This window comes from Martinezella sp. CNPSo 3890 (genome assembly GCF_057784455.1).
Map to the genome: position 1 here is coordinate 1,029,794 of NZ_JBXSOR010000001.1, position 18,712 is coordinate 1,048,505.

Here is an 18,712-nt window from a genome sequence, read left to right on the forward strand (position 1 = left end):
GAGGAGAGGACGATAGCATTCGTGCTTACAGAACCAGCCGGTAGTTGCGGAAGCCGTCGGCACCTTCGCCGGCGTCTTCGATCTTCACGCTCTTGACCTGATCGAGGAAATCCTTTGCCTTCGGCGAGCTCTGGAACCGCACGGTCGTGTCCGCCAGCGGCTTGAAGGTCCAGTTGCCGTCGGCGGTCGGGTTGATCGTGCCCTGCTCGTGGACATAGCGCACGATGACGTCACGGTTTGTGTCCGGCGCCTGGTAGACGACCTTGTCCGCCGCGATTTCCGGGAAGTTGCCCCCGCCGCCGGCGCGGTAGTTGTTGGTGACGACCAGGAACTTTTGCGCGGGGTCGATCGGCTTGCCTTCGAACTGCAGGTTCTGAATGCGGTTTGCATCGGCATTCAGAATCTTGCCGTCATCGCCGAAGCGACGTGGCTGCGAGACATCGATCTGGTAGGTCACGCCGTCGATGACGTCGAAGTTGTAGGACGGGAAGCTGCTGTTGATCAGATCCGCGTCCTTGGCGCCCGGCTGTACCTGGTTGAACATCGCGGCCGACATTTCCAGCCAGTTCTTGACCTGCGCGCCGTTGATAACAACGGCCTGGACGGTGTTCGGATAGAGATAGAGGTCGGCGACGTTCTTGATGGCGATATTGCCCGCGGGAACGTCCGTATAATAGTCGGCGCCGTTGCGCCCGCCGCATTTGAAGGGCGCTGCAGCCGACAGAACCGGAAGGTCCTTGTACTGCGTCTCCTTCAGTATGTTCTTGATGTACCAGATCTGCGCCTGGCTGACGATCTGCACAGAGGGATCGTCGGCGACCAGCGCGAAGTAGGAATAGAGCGGCGCAGACGTCTTGCCGACGGGCGTGCGGACATAGGTCAGCGTCGCCTCATGCTCGGCCTTGGCGGCTTCGACGACTTCCTTCTTGTCGGTGACGTCAGCGATGACCTTCTTCTTGTCGTCGCGATGGTAGATCGGGCGTGCTTCGGAGGTGAAGTCGACGATCTTCCAGCTCTTGCCATCCTTTTCGAGCAGCAGGTCGATGAGGCCGAGATGCGAGCCCCAGAAGCCGGCCATGACGGCAGGCTTGCCGTGCAGCGTTCCTTTGACCGGATCGGCGTCCTTGATGCCATCCCAGGTCTTCGGGCCGGGGAAGACGAGATGCTGGTGGCCAGTGAAGACGGCATCGATGCCGTCGACCGCAGCGACGTAAAGCGAAGCGTTTTCCATCTTCTCGCTCGGGCCGCTGCCGTCGATGCCGGAATGGGAGAGGGCGATGATGATATCAGCGCCTTCGGCCTTCATGACCGGAACCCAGGCCTTGGCGGCTTCGACGATATCGCGGGTCTGCGCCTTGCCTTCGAGGTTCTTGATGTCCCAGAGCATGATCTGCGGCGGCACGAAGCCGATGAAGCCGATCTTAATCGGGCTTTCATTGCCGGAGCCGTCCTTGATCTTCTTTTCGAGGATCAGATAGGGCTTGAAGAACAGGTCGTCCTTGGTGGGATCGGAGGCGAGCTTGCCCTTGGTCAGGTTGGCGCAGACGAACGGGAAATTCGCGCCGGCCAGCACCTTGAACATGAAATCGAGGCCATAGTTGAATTCGTGGTTGCCGAGCGTGCCCACAGAGTAGCCGAGCGTGTTCATCGCCTTGATGACCGGATGGACGTCGCCATCCTTCATGCCGTGCTGATAGGCCATGTAATCGCCCATCGGATTGCCTTGCAGCACGTCACCATTGTCGATCAGGAGCGAGTTTGTGGCCTCGGCGCGGATATTGTCGATGATCGTTGCGGTACGCGTCAGGCCCATCGTGTCGTTCGGCTTGTCGGCATAGTAGTCATAGGGGAAGACGTTGACGTGAATGTCGGTCGTTTCCATGAGGCGCAGATGCGCCTGATTGCTCGCAGCGCGGGCTGCGAAAGGATGCAGCACGATCAGCGCCGCCGTGGCGCTGAGGCCTTGCAGCAGGGAACGGCGCGACATGCTGGGCAAATCCAGAATGGAAGACATAAGGCACTCCTTCAACGATGGGGCTATGGTCCGTCGATCATCTCTCGGGCGAGCGAGATTAGGACGATTTTTGAAGGTGTGCACCAGGAATGTGACAGGCTTATTGTGGATCGTAGCCGGCTTGCGCCGACATTCGATCAGCGCTTGAGAACCGGCTTTATGTCCTTGTGGAAAAAGCGGAAATAGGACGCGACCTTGGCCGAGGCATTGGACGAGCGATCGAACTCGATGCCGATACGGCCGTTATGAGCCCAGCGCACGAAACCATCCAGCAGGCCGATATCGTCGCATTCGACGCGAACCTTGCTGCCCGCCGCTGCATAGAGCGGCGCCTGCAGATCGAGCGCGATGCCGCTTGTCGAAATATCGACGACGCGGCCGGCGACAAGCTTGGTGAAGTAGCGAACCTGACCCATGAGCCGCGCGTGATGGCGCGGCGAGCCGCGTGTCTTGATTTTCAGATTGCTTTCGACGAGAGATTTCGAGGAGAATTGCATGATCTTATCCCGGCCCGCGCATCTTTTTCAGCCTTTGGATAACATGTGTGCATTGAGGGATTCTTAGTGTAATCGTTAAAATTGTAGTCGAGAGTCCCGAATCGGTACTGGACCGGGTTCCCTTTCATGAAGTGCAATGTGAATATTTTGGGGAGCAGAACATGCGCATCGTTTCGTTGAATGCATGGGGCGGCCGGCTGCATGAGCCGTTGATACCCTATCTCGTCGATGTCGAGGCGGATGTTCTGTGCCTGCAGGAAGTGGTCCGCACGCACAACGCACAATCCGAATGGCTGGTTTATCGCGATCACGGAATCGAGCTTCCGCAGCGTGCCAATCTTTTCGAGGAGCTGAAAGCTGCTTTGCCGGCTTATGATGCCTTCTTCCTCCCCGTCGCGCGAGGCGATCTCTTCGACGGTGACACGCGCTTGGACTCTGAATTCGGACTGGCAACCTTCGTGCGCAGAACCTATCCGATCATCGGCCAGGGAGCCGGTTTCGTTCACGGCGAATTTTCTGCTGATGGCTATGGACCGCATCCGCGCTCCCGCAATGCCCATTGCATCCGCCTTTTCCACTATGAGCGCGGCTATCCCGTCACCATTGCTCATATGCATGGCCTTCGGGATCTGGAAGGCAAGGGCGATACGCCGGCCCGGCGCCATCAGGCGCAAGCGCTGGTTGAGATCATTCGTCAGGTTCGGCAAGAGGGCGACCGGCTGGTGGTTTGCGGTGACTTCAACGTGCTGCCGGATAGCGAGACCTTCGAGATCCTCGGCAACCTGGGGCTTGTCGATCTCGTCACTTCACGGGGACATGACGACACGCGCACCTCGCATTATAAGAAGCAGCCGCGTTTTGCCGACTACATGCTCGTGACATCGAATGTCGAGGTCATCCGTTTCGATCCTGTCGCGGAGCCAGAGGTGTCCGATCATCGCGCATTGCTGCTGGATATGTGCTGACGAAGATCACAAGCCGACATTCGGCCGGTCGATGATCTCGCGCAGTGCAAAGCTGGAATTGATCTTCACGACATGGGGCAGGGCGGAGAGCCAGTCGCGATGGATGCGCTCATAGTCTTCGAGGTCCCGCGCGGCGACCCGGAGTATGTAGTCGTATTCGCCCGACATGAGGTAGCAGGAGAGCACGTTGGGGCAGCGCTTCACCGCGGTTTCGAATTCCGAAAGCGTCTTTGCGAATTGGCCTGACAGGGAGATGTGCACGAAGGCGATCATCTTGTAATCCAGCGCCTTGTGCGAGAGATGCGCGTGATAGCCGTCGATGACGCCGCTCTTTTCCAGGATATCGAGCCGGCGTGAACAGGCGGAGGGTGAAAGACCGACCTTCTCGGCCAGTTCCGCATTGGTGATCCGGGCATTCTGCTGCAGCATCCGCAGAATCGAATGATCGATGGCATCGAGGTCAGACATTCGAAGATCTTTCGAAGAAATTCCTATTTGCGCAATAAATCACGAAAAATGACTGCAGCGCAAATCGTCTTTGCAAGGACATTGCGGGGCGGAGGTGGTCTGATTTCACTTGGAGAAAATGAAAGACGCAAAAGCATTCGAGGAGGAATGAAATGCGCGTTGGCTGCCCCAAGGAAATCAAGAACCACGAGTACCGCGTCGGTCTGACGCCGGCATCCGTTCGTGAATATGTCGCCCATGGCCACGAAGTCTGGGTCGAGACGAAGGCCGGCGCCGGCATCGGTGCCGATGACCACGCCTATGCGGCTGCCGGCGCCAAGATCGCCGCAAGCGCCAAGGATATTTTCGAGAAGTGCGACATGATCGTGAAGGTCAAGGAGCCGCAGCCCTCGGAATGGGCACAGCTCCGCGAAGGCCAGCTTCTTTACACCTATCTGCATCTGGCCCCTGATCCGGAACAGACCAAGGGCTTGCTCGCCTCGGGCGTGACCGCTGTTGCTTACGAGACCGTGACCGACGAGCGCGGCGGCCTGCCGCTGCTGGCGCCGATGTCCGAAGTCGCCGGCCGCCTGTCGATCCAGGCGGGTGCAACCGCTCTGCAGAAGGCCAATGGCGGTCTCGGTATCCTGCTCGGCGGCGTGCCCGGCGTGCTGCCGGCAAAGGTCGCGATTATCGGCGGGGGCGTCGTCGGTTTGCATGCGGCCAAGATGGCGGCCGGCCTCGGTGCCGACGTCAGCATCCTCGATCGCTCGCTGCCGCGCCTGCGCCAGTTGGACGATATCTTCAACGGCCGCGTCCATACGCGCTATTCCAGCATCCAGGCGCTGGAGGAAGAGGTCTTTTCCGCCGATCTTGTCATCGGTGCCGTGTTGATCCCCGGTGCCGCCGCGCCGAAGCTGGTGACGCGCGAAATGCTCTCAGGCATGAAGAAGGGTTCTGTTATCGTCGATGTCGCCATCGACCAGGGCGGCTGTTTCGAAACCTCGCATGCAACGACGCATTCCGATCCGACCTATGTGGTGGAAGGCGTCGTACACTATTGCGTCGCCAATATGCCGGGTGCCGTTCCCGTGACCTCGGCCCATGCGCTCAACAACGCCACGATCTATCACGGTCTCGCCTTGGCCGATCGTGGCCTGCGCGCCATCGCGGAAGACAAGCACCTCCGCAATGGCCTCAATGTCCACAAGGGCCGCATCACCAACCGGCCAGTGGCCGAGGCGCTCGGCTATGAAGCCGTTGCACCCGAAAGCATTCTGAACGTCGCGTAAAGCCCAACGCGTGCACGTCAGATGGAGGCGCCGGCATCCGCGTATGCCGGCGCTCCCATTCTATCGATCCGGCACTGGTAGCAATTGTTGCGGGCCGAGCGGACATGGACATAGGCTATGTCGGGCCGCTCAAGCAGCGAAGCTGCATAGGCTGGGATATCGCCGGTCGGCGTCACAGCACCGGTCCCATAGACGATGCGGTCGTTCTTGCCATAACCACGCACGATGAAATCCTTGCTGGTCGTCAGCACCGGCGGCAGGATTTCTTCTGCTTCGTAGCGCTGACATGGCGTCTTATGCAGAAAGATTGGACCCGTCTCCGCATAGGGCTGCAATTCCGGGAAGGGGCGATAGGCGAAGACGAACAGCTCTTCGCCGGCATCGATATTGCACAGGCAGTGACGGCAGGGATGGCCGGGACCATCGGAAATCATGGTCTCCGGCCGGTGACCATAGGCATCGACGCCGCCGTTCCACAGAACTTCGGCATCGGAGGTGGGCATGGCTGCAAAGGCGATGTAAGGCATGGCAAAGCTCCTTTCGAGACTTGCCATGTGATGCGCCCGAACAAGAAGCGAAACCACCCGATTCCTGCCGAAAGCTAACCCTTAGCTCTTCTTGGCGAGCTCAAGCAGTTCCTTGTCGCTGAGCGGCCGGACGATGCCTTCGCCGGTCGAAATCGGTGAGAAGCCGAACATCTGATAGAGCTGCAGCGCCCTGGGATGATCGAGATTATTCGTGGTCGTAATGATGCGCTGCGGGTTTAACGTCCATATGGCGTAGAGCGATTGCAGCAGGAACCATTTGCCGATACCGAGGCCGAGTGCGTGTTCGATGAGGCCGAAATGGCTGAGCTCGATCGTTTCCTCGTCCTGGCGGAAATACTCGAAGAATCCGCCCGGCGCGCCATTGACGTAAAGGACGCTGATATCGTTGCGCTGGTCGTGAAGAATAGCGGTCAATTGCTCGTCGGAGAGGCGCAGACGCTCCACCCAATGCCAGCGAGCGCCCACCTGGCGATAGAGATAGCGATAGAAGGGCAGCGGAATGCCAGGCGCCCGCATGATCGCAGTCTGGATATTGACCGGCACCGGCAGGCTGGCCTTGGGCGGCGCAGTCATTTCCAGGCGCGTGATATGAACCTTGATGGAGGAGGGCGTCTTCACGGCAGGGATGCTCAATCTTGACCGGTGACGATTGGCGTATCCGCCCGGCTGCCCCATTCCGACCAGGAGCCGTCATAGAGCTTGTTGTTGCCGTGGCCGAGGGATTCGAGTGCCAGCGTGATGATGGCGGCGGTAATGCCGGACCCGCAGGTCGTCACCACAGGCTTTTCGAGATCGATGCCGGCCTTCTCGATGGTTTCCTTCAATTCCGGCAGCGACTTGAACTTGCCATTCGTAGCAAAAACGCCCGACGGCAGGCTTCTCGCGCCCGGCATATGGCCTGAGCGCATGCCTTCGCGCGGCTCAGGCTCCGTTGCTGCGAAACGGCCGCCACTGCGGGCATCTGCGATCTGCAGGGAATGGCTGTCGACTATTTCTCGCATCTCATTGAGCGAAACGATACGGCTGCCATTGAACTTAGGCTTGAACGTTGCCGGAGCCAAGCTGGGCGTCGTCGTCTCCAGCGGCCGCGCTTCGGCCTTCCAACCATCCAGGCCGCCGTCGAGCACGAAAACATTCGGCGCACCCATGACGATGTGGAACAGCCACCAGACGCGCGGCGAGGCGAACAGGCCCGGACCATCATAGATCACGATCCGATCGCTGTCGCTGATGCCGAGCTTGCCGACTTCGGACGCGAAGAATTCGGGCGAGGGAACCATATGCGGCAGGCCGGTCGAATGATCCGCAATCTTGTCCTGATCGAAGCGGATGGCACCGGGAATATGGCCGCCGGCATATTCGGCATCGGCATTGCGCTTCTGTGCCGGCAGATAGAAGGATGCGTCGAGGATGCGCAGGTCCTTGGCACCCAACTCGCCCTGCAGCCAGTCGGCGGATACGACGAAACGGCTCTTGTCCGCTGCCATGATGATCACTCCCTGCTATGGTTTATTGGTCTTGATGTCGAGATAGGCGCTTGCCCGGTCAATTCTCGTCGGTCGGCGCGCCGAAACGAATGCGGAAGCGGCGGTTTTCCTTGCCCTTCTTCTCGATCTTGGCGATGTGGATAGCGCCGACCTCCTGTGTTTCCGACACATGCGTGCCGCCGCAAGGCTGGCTGTCAATGGCAGAATCCTCGCCGATGCAGACGAGGCTGACCCGGCCGAGACCCGTCGGCGGGCGCACATTCTTGGATTTGACGATGCCGGGATTGGCGATCAGCTCCTCGTCCGTGATCCAGCGAACGAAAACCGGATGGTTCTCGTTGACGAGCGCCATTATCCTGGCAGTCACTTCATCCTTGTCGATCGTCTCGCTCATGTCGAAATCGACGCGGCTCTCCTCCTCGCCGACTGCCGCGCCCGTGATCGGATAGGGGCAGACCACCGAGAGCAGATGGCAGGCCGTATGCATGCGCATCAGCTTATAGCGCCGCGCCCAGTCGATGTGCAGCACCAGCTTTTCGCCGACGATGGGCAAGTGCTGATTTTCGAGTGGGACATGGATGATGATGTCCTTGATCGGCCCATGCTTCGTTTGACCGAGCATGATCCTCGAGCCGTCGCCGCGCTCCAGGAAACCTGTATCGCCCGGCTGACCGCCCGAGGTGGCGTAGAAGCAGGTCTGATCGAGTTCGATGCCCCCATCTTCGTGGATCGCGGTGACGACGGCTTCCGCAGTCGAGAGATAGAAATCGTCACGATAAAGGGCATGGACGGTCATATGATCACGCTGTTGTTTCGTATGGGACGGCGATTTCAGCCCGTTTTTCCAAATAGCTTGGCAGCGGCAGGCCCTTCGACTTCAGGAAGTCGGGATTGAAGAGCTTGGACTGATAGCGATTGCCGTAATCGCACAGGATGGTCACGATCGTGTGTCCGGGACCGAGATCCTTGGCGAGACGCACCGCGCCGGCGATATTGATGGCAGTCGAGCCGCCGAGGCACAGGCCCTCGTGTTCGACCAGATCGAAGACGTAAGGAAGCGCTTCGGCATCGGTGATCTGATAGGCGAAATCAGGCGTGAAACCTTCCAGGTTCGCCGTGATGCGGCCCTGGCCGATGCCTTCGGTGATCGAGGAGCCGGAGGATTTCAGCTCGCCATTCTTGTAGAATTCATAGAGCGCGGCACCTTCCGGGTCGGCAATGCCGATCTTGATGTTCTTGTTGAAGGCATGCAGCCCCATAGCGACGCCCGCCAGCGTGCCGCCGGAACCGACCGAGCAGATGAATCCGTCGATCTTGCTGTTGGTGTCGGCCCAGATCTCCTTGGCGGTCGTCTCGATGTGGGCCTGACGGTTGGCGACATTGTCGAACTGGTTTGCCCAAATCGCGCCGTTCGGCTCGGTCTTTGCGAGCTGTTCGGCCAGCCGGCCCGAAACCTTCACATAGTTGTTCGGGTTCTTGTAGGGAACGGCGGGAACCTCAACCAGTTCGGCGCCGAGCAGCTTCAGCGCATCCTTCTTTTCCTGGCTCTGTGTCTCAGGAATAACGATGACGGTGCGGTAGCCGAGAGCTTTGGCAACCAGCGTCAGGCCAATGCCGGTGTTGCCGGCCGTGCCCTCGACGATCACCCCACCGGGTCTCAGCAGACCTTTTTTCTCGGCGTCGCGAATGATATACAGCGCGGCGCGATCCTTCACCGATTGGCCGGGATTCAGAAACTCGGCCTTGCCGAGAATGGTCGAGCCCGTCGCCTCGGAGGCGCCCTTGAGCTTGATCAACGGCGTATTGCCAATTGCTTCGAGGACGGAGGGATGGACGGTCATGGAATCTGCCTTCTGTTCGCAACTACTGTAAGAACGGTCTTTTCCCTTCACAAGGCGGCATAGGCAAGAAATTCTGTTCCTTGCTATTCCTTTGCCTCGCAAAATTCGACTTGGCGGGCCTCTTGGTCTCTCTCTTTCATCCAAGTCCGCAGTCTCCAGTTGGTGACATTGTTTTCCCGATGAAGCCGTCAGTCTGGCCGAAAGCGGCCACAATGCTACGCTATTTCTAAAATGCCACGACGGTCGCTGTTGAAAGCGTTTGATGTAGGCGGCCGCCAGCCAAGGAGAAGAGCCATGAGCCCGTTCATCGCACGTCCTGAACATGGAGTGGTCTGGATCACCGGCGCCAGTTCCGGTATCGGCCGCGCGTTGGCGCTGAAACTGGCTGAAGAAGGATATAAGGTTGCCGTTACGGCTCGCAGCCACGACAAGCTTCTGGCGCTGCAGGCAGAGGCCAGCGCGCTTGCCGGCAGCATCGTCGTGCTCGATGGCGATGTATCCGACACGGAGGATATGGAGCACACTGTCGCCGCGATCGAATACCAGCATGGCCCTATTGCCTTGGCGGTTTTGAACGCCGGCATCTATCTGCCCGCGCGGGGTGAAGATCTCAATCACGAAGTCTTCGAGCGGAGTTTCGCTGTCAATCTTCACGGTGTCGTCAATTGTCTCGTTCCGGCGGTGCGGCATATGCGGGCTCGGGGATATGGCCAGGTTGCCCTCGTATCCTCCGTGGCCGGTTATGGCGGTCTGCCCGGCGGTGCGGCCTATGGGGCCAGCAAGGCTGCATTGATCAACATGGCCGAAAGCCTGAACTTCGAGCTCGACCGCATGGGCATCCACATCCAGCTCATAACTCCAGGCTATGTCGACACGCCATTGACGGCACAGAACAAGTTCGTGATGCCTGATATCGTGTCGGCACAGCAGGCGGCTGATGCGATCGCTGCCGGATTGAAATCCCCATCCTTCGACATCAGTTTCCCGAAGAGCCTGGTCTATCGGGCAAAACTGTTGAAGTTGCTGCCCTACGGCCTCTATTTCAAGGCGCTCAGGTATTTTCTCGGGAGCGGCAGCAAGCGCAGATCGGTAGGGCCGCACATAACCGCGCATCCGGCCGAATAGCGCCTATCTGCCATCTTTAAGCGATGCGTGTGCAGCGAGTGCGCGCTGCCGCGCCATGGCATGATCGACGATCGGCCGAGGATAGTGTTTGCCGAGTTCTATGCCCGCACGCTTGAGCACGTCATCAGGCGCCTCGAACGGCCGATGGATATATTTGCTGTCGAGCTTGGAGAGCTCCGGCACGAAGGTCCTGACATAGCCGCCATCCGGATCGAATTTCTCTCCCTGCAACACCGGATTGAAGATGCGGAAGAATGGCGAGGCATCGGCGCCGGAGCCCGCAACCCATTGCCAGTTTGCCGCATTGGCGGCCGGATCGGCATCGACGAGCGTATCGCGAAACCAGGCTTCCCCGTTACGCCAGTCGATCAGCAGATCCTTGATCAGGAAGGAAGCCGTGATCATGCGGACGCGATTATACATCCAGCCATGGCGCCATAGCTGCCGCATGCCGGCATCGACGATCGGATAACCGGTTTGCCCGCGCTGCCAGCTTGTGAGCAGCTTGGTATCGGATAGCCAGGGAAAATCATCGTAGCGATCGTTCCAGTTTTCTGTCCTGAGCTTCGGGAAATGAAAGAGCTGATGATAGCAGAATTCGCGCCAGACCAGCTCCTTGCGGAAGCGGACGACGTTGTCCTTGGCGATATTGTCGGCCAGTCGGCGCGTCGCATGCCAGATACGGGCAGGCGAAATCTCTCCGAGCGCCAGATGCGGCGAGAGCAGGGAGGTTGCCGGTCTGTCCGGAAAATCGCGGCCGACCGCATAATCATCGATGGCGCCATCGATGAAGTCCTTCACCTTCTCTTGCGCCGCGGCTTCGCCCGGCTTCCACATGTCCGTAAATTCTGATGCCCAGTTCGGCTTGGTGGGCAGCATTGACCAAGAGGCGAGCGTGTCCGATTGCGGCCAGCGGCCGGGTGCGAGGAGCTTTGCCGGCGCTTCTATCGGAAACGGCGGTTCGCCGGATTGCTCGAATGCGCGCCAGAAGGGCGTGTAAGTCTTGTAATGGTCGCCTGCGCCCGTGCGCAGGCGTGTCGGTTCATGCAGCAGCTGGCCGGCAAAGCTGTTGGCCTCGATACCCTTGCTCCGCAACGCCTTCTTGATTTGGGTGTCCACGTCGATCCCGGCCGGGTCGTATCGACGGTTCCAGACGACGGCCTCAGCCTTGGTTTCCTCAATAAGTTTTTCGAGCACCGTCAGCGCATTGCCCTGGCGGAGGATAAGCCTGCTCCCGAGGCCATCGAGGGCGGTTTGCAGGGCGGCGAGCGAATGATGTAGCCACCATTCCTGCGCTCCGCCAAGCGGCCCGCGCTCCGTCACGCCCGGCTCGCGAATATAGACGGGAATTACCGCGCGGCCTGAAGTTGCCGCCGCCTGTAATGCGTGGTTGTCGTCGAGGCGGAGATCCTTGCGAAACCATAGGACAACGGGGCTCGGCTCTTTTGTCGGTGTCGTCATGGTCCTGGCCGATCGCCCATCCTCTGTTGCGTCTCGCATGCCTTATAAAGGCGAAAACCCTTATACGGTGCCAGCCGTCAAATGGTTCCACTACCGCGCGTTACATAGGCGGATGCCACACGCAACTCTCGTAAGGAAAACTGGATGCCGCTTATGATATAAGGAATGCTTGTCACTGTTCTGTAATGCAAATTCGCTAGCAGTCCACCCGATTGACAGGACCAGAATTGATGGGCCTCGAATTGACAGGCGGGGAAGATTAAAATGGCGGAAATCCGCATCGAACAAGTTCGCAAGGCCTATGGACGCAACCCGGTCGTTCATGGCGTCGACCTGAATTTCCGATCGGGCGAATTTGTCGTCATCCTCGGACCTTCCGGCTGTGGCAAGTCCACGCTGCTGCGCATGATCGCCGGCCTTGAAGATATCACCTCGGGCGAGATCATCATCGATGGCAAAGTGGTCAACCAGCTCGAGCCGCGCGAGCGCGGCTGCGCCATGGTCTTCCAGAACTACGCGCTCTATCCGCACATGGATGTCGCCGCCAACATGGGCTATGCGCTCAAGGTTGCCGGCGTGCCGCGCGCAGAGCGTGATCGCCGCATCAAGGAAACCGCCAAGATCGTCGGCCTCGAGGATTTCCTCGCTCGCAAGCCGGCCGAACTCTCCGGCGGTCAGCGCCAGCGCGTCGCCATGGGCCGTGCCATCATCCGCGAGCCGAAGGTCTTTCTCTTCGACGAGCCGCTTTCCAATCTCGATGCCAAGCTGCGCGTGCAGATGCGCGTCGAAATCCGCCGGCTGCACAAGCGCTTGTCGGCAACATCGGTCTTCGTGACGCATGATCAGGTCGAAGCCATGACGCTCGCCGACAAGCTCGTCGTCATGTACAAGGGCAATGTCGAGCAGGTCGGCACGCCGCTCGAGGTCTACAACACGCCGCGCACCCGTTTCGTCGGTTCCTTCATCGGCTCTCCGGCCATGAATTTCCTGGAAGGCACCTTCGCGGCCAATGGCGAGCAATTCATCTTCGACGGCATTCCGATCGCCATCGACGCCAACATCGGCAAGCGCCACGCCGGTCAGCCGGTTGCCCTCGGCGTCCGTCCCGAGCATGCGCGCGTCGTCCCCGCGGGCACGCCGGGCGCTATCCCGGCAACGGTCGATTTTGTCGAAGAACTCGGCGCGGGCCGCGTCATTCATTGCGATATCAACGGTTCGAGCTTCGCGGTCGCCGTTGCCGACCACACGACAGGTCAGACCGGTCAGTCGGTCGCTTTGGAGCTGCCGCAGCAGCATACCCATCTCTTCGCCCAGGATACCGGGTTGCGGCTAGACGCCGTTGCCTCCGTCACGCCGCTCAAAGTGCTGGCGAGCTGATTTCAAACATAAATTTTCAGTAGGTGAGCCCGGAAGTTTTCCCGACTTCCGGGCTTTTTATTTGTGTAGGTCGACGGAGTTTAAGTGAAGTTGGGTTTGCGCAGGATATTCCAGCACGATACCGATGAGTATTTAATCGCAGGGGACTGCCGCGACACCAAATGCGGCGCGGCAGGAACGAGATTACTTCTCCGTAGCGATCATCCCGCGAACGACCCAGCGCTGCATCAGCACGACGACGGCAAGCGGTGGAATCATAATGATCAGCGTGCCGGCCATCGCGATGTGCCATTCCGGAAGGCCGCCAAAATTCGGGATGAGTGATTTGAGTTCGTGAACCGCCGTTATGTGGGCGGGATCGGTGGTCACCAACAACGGCCATAGATACTGGTTCCACGCCCACAGGAACATGATGGTGCCGAGGGCGGCCATATTGGTGCGCGAGAGCGGCAGCAGAATGTCGATGAAGAAACGCAATGCTCCGGCGCCGTCCATGCGCGCGGCCTCGGCCAACTCGTCCGGTATCGTCAGGAAGAACTGGCGATAAAGAAAGGTCCCAGTCGCTGTCGCGACCAGCGGCAGGATAAGGCCGATTGAGGAGTTGAGTAGCCCGAGATTCAGTGAGACTTCGATGCCCGTGAGCTTTGCGATGAGCCAGGTGATGCCGGTGATGTCAAGAATTCCCTGGAAGGGCGAAAGCACGTTCGCTGCGACCGCATAGGTCGGCACGATCCGAACCTCGAGCGGCAGCATCAGCGTGATGAAGATCAGCCAGAAGATGAGGTGGCGACCGGGATAGCGGAAGTAGACCAGGGAAAAGGCTGTTATCGCCGAAACGAGTACCTTGCCCACCGCGACACCGGTGGCGAAGATCAGGCTATTCAGCAGCTTCGGGCCAAGATTGGCGGTCGTCCAGGCCGTCTTCATGTTGACCCAGAAATCCGAACCGGGAATCAGCGACATCGGCACTTTGTTGACGTCGGTGATGTTATGCGATGCGGCAATGGCGACGATAGCCAGCGGACCTACAGCGACTATGAAGCCAAGGAGCAGGATCAGGTGTGTAAAGAAATTAAGAATGGGGGTGCGCTCGACCATGTCAGCCTCAACGGTAATGCACGCGCTTCTCGATGAAGCGGAACTGGAAGATGGTAAGCAGGACGATCAGCAGCATGAGAATGATGCTCTGCGCCGCCGCACCGGAAAAATCGAGGCCTTTGAAGCCGTCTGAATAGATCTTGTAGACCATGAGGTTGGTCGAGTTATGCGGGCCGCCCGAAGTCATGATGTCGACGATCCCAAATGAATCCTGAAAACTTTCGGTGATGTTGATAACGAGCAGAAAGAAGATCGTCGGGGTGATTAACGGGAGCTGGATATCCCAGAAGCGGCGGAGCACCCCGGAGCCGTCCATGGCGGACGCCTCGATCAGCGCGCGTGGGATGGCCTGGAAAGCGGCAAGGAAGAAGATAAAGCTGTATCCGATATATTTCCAAGAAAAGGCGGCGATAATGCAGGCCATGGCGGCATTGCCGTCGAGACCAGGATCCCAAAATCCCGGCCACCATTGATTGACCACGGCCATGAGGCCGGCTTCCGGCGCCAGGATGAAGCGGAAGGCCATGGCCGATGCAGGTGCTGCAATTCCGTACGGCCAGATCAGGACCACGCGGTAGATTTTAGAGCCGCGCAGCTGCCGATCGGTCAGCGCCGCAAGTATCAGCCCGCCCGCCATGGAAATAGTTGTGCTGATAGCAGCGAAAACAATGCTGATCGTGACCGAGTTCCAGTAATCGGAACTAGCGAGAATCGATTTGAAATTGTCGAGTCCGACCCAGATGTTGCCGCCGCCCCAGGGTTGCTGCAGCGTCAGGGACCAGAAGACCGCCTGACCGGCCGGCCAATAGAAAAAGGTGAAGATAAGAAGCAGCTGCGGCACTGCGAACAGGATGCCGACGCTCCATTTGTTGAAAGTTACTCGCTTTTCCATTGTCTCTACCGGCTTGATATCTCGATGCCACGCTTGCCCTCATAACGAACGTCCGCCGGGAAAGCCCGGCGGACGCTGTTCTGTTATGAGCTTTGCCGCTTACGGCAGCTGCTTGCCCTTGTAGGTGGCTTCGAAGCGCTCGAGCACGGCGTTGCCGTTCTTAACGAGATTGTCGATGCCTTCCTGGACGCTGACCTTGTTGGCGAAGATGGCCTGCATCTGATTGCCGAATTCAGCGCGGATCTGCGTGAAGCTGCCGAGGCGAATGCCACGGGTGATCGCGGTTGGCTCGGAAGCGGTCAAGCTGGCGATAGCGACTTCGCGACCCTTGTAAGGAGCCTTGTCGTAGAAACCGGAGGATTTCATGAATTCGAAGCCGGACTTCGTAACCGGGATATAGCCCGTATTGGTCGACCAGAAGAGAGCGGTTTCGGGCTTGGCAATGAAGTTCAGGAACGCGGCAGCGCCCTTGTATTCGTCAGAGGACTTGCCGGAGAGAACCCAGAGCGATGCGCCGCCGACAAGTGAATTCTTGCGCTCGGTACCGGCGTAAACCGGGAGCTCGGCGACATCCCAGTTCATGCCGGCTTTCTGCGTCTTGCCGACCGTGCCATGGTCGCCGACCGAGGTCATGATCATCTGGCAATCGCCGGCGGCAAAGGCCTGGACCATGTCCTGGCCGAGGTCCTTGGACTTGATCTTGATGAGGCCCTGGTCGTACCAGCTCTTGAGATCCGTCACATACTTGACGAACTTGGTCTTGTTGACGGTAAGGCGGGCGTCGAGACCATCATAACCGTTGTTCTTGGTGGCAATCGGCTGATCGTGGATGGCCGAGAACTGCTCCATCAGCTGCCAGCTTTCGTTGCCGGAGATGTTGATCGCCATCGGGCATTCATAGCCGGCGCCCTTCAGCGCCTTCATGTCTTCCGCAGCTTCTTCCCAGGTCTTCGGAGCGGCAGTTTTGCCGATCTTGGCGAAGGCATCCTTGTTCCAGTAGAGCAGAGCGGTGGAAGAGTTGAACGGGAAGGAAAGCAACTCGCCCTTCGAGGTGGCGTAGTAGCGGGCGATACCCGGGAAATAGTTGTTCCAGTCAACCTTGTAGCCGTTTTCGGACATCAGCTTGTTGACCGGATAATAGGCGCCCGAAAGCATCATCGTTGCCGTGCCGACGTCATAGACCTGAACGATCGTCGGCTGCTTGTTGGCACGGAAGGCCGCAATCGTGTTCTGCAGAGCGGCGTCGTAATTGCCCTGGCTCACGCAGGAAACTTCATAATCCTTCTGGGAATCGTTGAAGTTCTTGCAGAGCGTCTCAACAACGCGCTGAAGGTCGCCCGAAAGGCCAAACCAGAAATCGAACTTGGTCGGAGCAGCAGCGGCCGGCATCGCCAAAGCGACGCTCATGACGCCGGCAGTAGCAGCCGAAATGAAGTTTTTAAGTTTCGACATAATCCCTATTTCCTTTTTGAAAGCTCGGAACCGGTGGCCTTGCGCAAGTCCGCGGTAGCGGCGTTATAGACAAGCTGTGTGACAGTTTGTTGAGAGCAAGAATCCCGCATTGACGGGCTTTTTCACACGCGCAGCGGCTTTGCGGAGCAGCGCTTATCGCAGGATCGTGCATTTGAGGTTCTGCTGATCAAAAGGTGTGGGCTGCGCCTGTTCGCCCACAGATTGCTGGTCGGTCAGGAAGACGCGATGGTCCTCCTTGCCCGCGCCCCGAGCCGTGTTGCAAGATCACCGGCAGGACGTTCGGATGGCATTGGAGGAATGAGAATATGGGTCTCAGCGAGCGGCAGAAAATGGCGGCGGGGGAGTGGTACTGCTGTTTCGATCCGGAGCTCGATGCCTTGCGCTGGCAGGCGCGCGAGGCAGTGCATGCACATAACACGATGCCGCCCGCCCAGCGGGGCAATCTTGCGCCGGCTTTGTCTGCGCTCTTTGCCGAGATCGGCGAGAGCGTCTTCATCGAGGCGCCGTTTCATTGCTCCTATGGCATCAATATCTCGCTCGGCCGTCGGGTCTATATGAATGCCGGCTGCACGATCCTCGATAGCGCCAGCGTCCGCATCGGTGACGGCAGCATGCTGGGACCGGGCGTCCATATCTATTGCGCCGAACATCATAGGGATGCCGAATTGCGCGGGGTGGGTCTGGAAGTCGCCCGACCGGTGACGATCGGCAGAAGCGTCTGGATCGGCGGCGGCGCGATCCTGGTCGGCGGCGTGTCGGTGGGGGACGGCGCGATCATCGGCGCCGGCGCGGTCGTCACCAGGGATGTTGCCGCCGGCGCGACTGTGGTCGGCAATCCGGCTCGTCCCGTTCGTGCGGGATAGGATAAAAGAGTTAGTTTGCCGGGCGGCGTTTTCGCGTCCACCATACGACGAAGCGGCGGCGCCAACGGCGCACCATAGGCATGTCGTGCGAGAGCACGATAAAGCCCAGTGGCAGCATCCAGAAGCCGAGCACCGGCAGGAAGCCGAGCAGTCCGCCGAAAATGAGGGCTATCCCCACGCCGACGCGGGCAAGGCGCGATCGGGGCAGGGGGATTCTCACGGAGCCGAAAACCAGCTCGCGGGTCGAGGGATCAATGCCAAAACGGCGGGTTTTCCGGCCATTCCGATCGGCATTTGCTGTCGTTTCGCTTTGATCGGTCATCCACAGGAAATGGTGGCGCGAGGAAATAATGCAAGAGAATGCATTTTTTTTGAAAAAACCGCTTGGCAAATCGGGAAAGCATTTGTATTACCCCGCTCACACCGCGCCAAGCGCATTCCCTGGTAGCTCAGCGGTAGAGCATTCGACTGTTAATCGACAGGTCGCCGGTTCGAATCCGGCCCGGGGAGCCACTCTTCTTCTACAGAATTGAAGCTGATATCGGAGCAAGCGTGCCCCATTGACTTAATGCTGTGTCCGTAATTCTCAAAGCTGATGAGTGCGGCCAGGCTTATAGCAGCACATTTTTGCAGTTTTATTGCGCATGCCCCCAGCACTAACTTCGGCCGAGGCTCGCCTGGTTCGACAGCGGTATCTTCGTTGACCGGTCTTTCCCATTCATGCCAGATTGCCGCCACCTGTCAGCCAGGCGTCAATGCCGGTGGGCAATCGGGGATGTGGGCCAAATCTGGTACATTTGGGGGATAAGATGGCCGAGAATGCGAGCTTTCGTGGTGGAGTGGCGGTGGGATGGGTTCTTAGCGTAATTGTGATTCTTGCATTGGTGGCCGATGGGGCGGTTGATCTGTTTGCGCCGGCCTTGATCAGCGCGCAGATGGCGGAGACGGGCTTTCCCGCCAATCTGGCTACGGTGGTGGGTTTGATCATCTTCGTTTGCGTCATTCTTTACGCAATTCCGCGCACGGCAGTCCTTGGAGCGATCCTCACGACCGGGTTCTTCGGCGGTGCAATTTGCGCCCATCTGCGTCTCGGAGAAATTGGGTCGCCTCCACAACTTATAAGTTTATTACTCGGCGTCATGGCGTGGGGTGGCCTTTATCTTCGCGACGAACGTATTCGGCGCCTGCTGCCCCTTCGTTCGGTGGACGACTGAAAATCGAGCGCATGACTCATTCTGACTTTTTGCGGTGCAATAACAATATCTTGCGCTGCACTTTTCTTCCCACGGGATGACGAATGGTAGCGGGCTAATGAGATCGTGCCAAAATGAT

Annotated in this window: 19 protein-coding genes and 1 tRNA gene; 7 read left to right on the top strand and 13 right to left on the bottom strand. The window is 58.8% G+C overall.

The genetic code is table 11. The features are described 5' to 3' along the window. Positions 1 to 25: 25 nt before the first annotated feature. Both AC13RC_RS05070 and AC13RC_RS05075 read right to left on the bottom strand, forming a co-directional pair. Positions 26 to 2,014, bottom strand: coding sequence for a bifunctional 2',3'-cyclic-nucleotide 2'-phosphodiesterase/3'-nucleotidase (locus AC13RC_RS05070; protein ID WP_488556627.1), 1,989 nt, complete (start codon positions 2,012 to 2,014; stop codon positions 26 to 28). A 137-nt stretch (positions 2,015 to 2,151) separates the two neighbouring features. Further along, complete coding sequence (locus tag AC13RC_RS05075) at positions 2,152 to 2,511, bottom strand: PilZ domain-containing protein (protein ID WP_095434727.1); 360 nt, start codon at positions 2,509 to 2,511, stop codon at positions 2,152 to 2,154. A gap of 161 nt (positions 2,512 to 2,672) precedes the next feature. Here AC13RC_RS05075 and AC13RC_RS05080 point away from each other — a divergent pair, with 161 nt between their 5' ends. Next, on the top strand, positions 2,673 to 3,476 hold the full coding sequence (locus AC13RC_RS05080) for an endonuclease/exonuclease/phosphatase family protein (protein ID WP_183812235.1): 804 nt from the start codon (positions 2,673 to 2,675) through the stop codon (positions 3,474 to 3,476). A gap of 6 nt (positions 3,477 to 3,482) precedes the next feature. On the opposite strand, the gene AC13RC_RS05085 is transcribed toward AC13RC_RS05080, so the two are convergent. Beyond that, complete coding sequence (locus AC13RC_RS05085; RefSeq protein ID WP_075852386.1) at positions 3,483 to 3,944, bottom strand: Lrp/AsnC family transcriptional regulator; 462 nt, start codon at positions 3,942 to 3,944, stop codon at positions 3,483 to 3,485. 152 nt (positions 3,945 to 4,096) lie between these two features. On the opposite strand from AC13RC_RS05085, the gene ald reads away from it, so the two are divergent. Then, complete coding sequence (gene ald, locus AC13RC_RS05090; protein ID WP_113352642.1) at positions 4,097 to 5,215, top strand: alanine dehydrogenase; 1,119 nt, start codon at positions 4,097 to 4,099, stop codon at positions 5,213 to 5,215. 17 nt (positions 5,216 to 5,232) lie between these two features. Here ald and AC13RC_RS05095 read toward each other — a convergent pair whose 3' ends face one another. The 5 genes from AC13RC_RS05095 to AC13RC_RS05115 all read right to left on the bottom strand — a co-directional run bounded on the left by AC13RC_RS05095 (position 5,233) and on the right by AC13RC_RS05115 (position 9,091). Further along, positions 5,233 to 5,742: a DUF1203 domain-containing protein gene (locus AC13RC_RS05095; protein ID WP_488556628.1), complete on the bottom strand. Its 510-nt coding sequence runs from the start codon at positions 5,740 to 5,742 to the stop codon at positions 5,233 to 5,235. A gap of 81 nt (positions 5,743 to 5,823) precedes the next feature. Beyond that, complete coding sequence (locus AC13RC_RS05100; protein WP_488556629.1) at positions 5,824 to 6,438, bottom strand: GNAT family N-acetyltransferase; 615 nt, start codon at positions 6,436 to 6,438, stop codon at positions 5,824 to 5,826. After that, on the bottom strand, positions 6,393 to 7,250 hold the full coding sequence (gene sseA / locus AC13RC_RS05105) for a 3-mercaptopyruvate sulfurtransferase (RefSeq protein ID WP_488556630.1): 858 nt from the start codon (positions 7,248 to 7,250) through the stop codon (positions 6,393 to 6,395). The genes AC13RC_RS05100 and sseA overlap by 46 nt, the downstream gene beginning before the upstream one ends. Positions 7,251 to 7,308: 58 nt before the next feature. After that, complete coding sequence (locus AC13RC_RS05110) at positions 7,309 to 8,046, bottom strand: alanyl-tRNA editing protein (protein ID WP_488556631.1); 738 nt, start codon at positions 8,044 to 8,046, stop codon at positions 7,309 to 7,311. Between the two features lie 4 nt (positions 8,047 to 8,050). Beyond that, positions 8,051 to 9,091 (bottom strand): cysteine synthase A, encoded by a 1,041-nt coding sequence (locus tag AC13RC_RS05115; protein ID WP_488556632.1) that lies wholly within the window; start codon positions 9,089 to 9,091, stop codon positions 8,051 to 8,053. Positions 9,092 to 9,385: 294 nt separating this feature from the next. Between AC13RC_RS05115 and AC13RC_RS05120 the strand changes: the two genes are divergently transcribed. Continuing rightward, positions 9,386 to 10,216 (top strand): SDR family NAD(P)-dependent oxidoreductase, encoded by an 831-nt coding sequence (locus AC13RC_RS05120; protein ID WP_113333506.1) that lies wholly within the window; start codon positions 9,386 to 9,388, stop codon positions 10,214 to 10,216. A gap of 3 nt (positions 10,217 to 10,219) precedes the next feature. On the opposite strand, the gene AC13RC_RS05125 is transcribed toward AC13RC_RS05120, so the two are convergent. Next, positions 10,220 to 11,677 (bottom strand): cryptochrome/photolyase family protein, encoded by a 1,458-nt coding sequence (locus tag AC13RC_RS05125; protein ID WP_488556633.1) that lies wholly within the window; start codon positions 11,675 to 11,677, stop codon positions 10,220 to 10,222. A 264-nt stretch (positions 11,678 to 11,941) separates the two neighbouring features. On the opposite strand from AC13RC_RS05125, the gene AC13RC_RS05130 reads away from it, so the two are divergent. Next, a complete protein-coding gene (locus tag AC13RC_RS05130; RefSeq protein ID WP_488556634.1) occupies positions 11,942 to 13,054 on the top strand; it encodes a sn-glycerol-3-phosphate import ATP-binding protein UgpC in 1,113 nt (370 codons plus the stop codon). Between the two features lie 183 nt (positions 13,055 to 13,237). Here AC13RC_RS05130 and AC13RC_RS05135 read toward each other — a convergent pair whose 3' ends face one another. The 3 genes from AC13RC_RS05135 to AC13RC_RS05145 form a co-directional block, all read right to left on the bottom strand. Next, positions 13,238 to 14,152, bottom strand: coding sequence for an ABC transporter permease subunit (locus AC13RC_RS05135; protein ID WP_145320257.1), 915 nt, complete (start codon positions 14,150 to 14,152; stop codon positions 13,238 to 13,240). A gap of 7 nt (positions 14,153 to 14,159) precedes the next feature. Further along, complete coding sequence (locus AC13RC_RS05140; protein ID WP_069611952.1) at positions 14,160 to 15,044, bottom strand: carbohydrate ABC transporter permease; 885 nt, start codon at positions 15,042 to 15,044, stop codon at positions 14,160 to 14,162. Between the two features lie 99 nt (positions 15,045 to 15,143). Continuing rightward, positions 15,144 to 16,496, bottom strand: a complete 1,353-nt coding sequence (locus AC13RC_RS05145) for an extracellular solute-binding protein (RefSeq protein WP_488556635.1) — start codon at positions 16,494 to 16,496, stop codon at positions 15,144 to 15,146. A 326-nt stretch (positions 16,497 to 16,822) separates the two neighbouring features. Between AC13RC_RS05145 and AC13RC_RS05150 the strand changes: the two genes are divergently transcribed. After that, positions 16,823 to 17,380: a sugar O-acetyltransferase gene (locus tag AC13RC_RS05150; RefSeq protein ID WP_488556636.1), complete on the top strand. Its 558-nt coding sequence runs from the start codon at positions 16,823 to 16,825 to the stop codon at positions 17,378 to 17,380. A 10-nt stretch (positions 17,381 to 17,390) separates the two neighbouring features. Here the strand turns inward: AC13RC_RS05150 and AC13RC_RS05155 are convergent, their stop codons facing one another. After that, on the bottom strand, positions 17,391 to 17,702 hold the full coding sequence (locus tag AC13RC_RS05155; RefSeq protein WP_152094317.1) for a hypothetical protein: 312 nt from the start codon (positions 17,700 to 17,702) through the stop codon (positions 17,391 to 17,393). Between the two features lie 116 nt (positions 17,703 to 17,818). Here AC13RC_RS05155 and AC13RC_RS05160 point away from each other — a divergent pair. Together AC13RC_RS05160 and AC13RC_RS05165 are read left to right on the top strand one after the other, a co-directional pair. Next, positions 17,819 to 17,893 (top strand) — tRNA-Asn (locus AC13RC_RS05160). A gap of 296 nt (positions 17,894 to 18,189) precedes the next feature. Beyond that, on the top strand, positions 18,190 to 18,594 hold the full coding sequence (locus AC13RC_RS05165; protein ID WP_113333499.1) for a DoxX family protein: 405 nt from the start codon (positions 18,190 to 18,192) through the stop codon (positions 18,592 to 18,594). Positions 18,595 to 18,712: the final 118 nt, after the last annotated feature.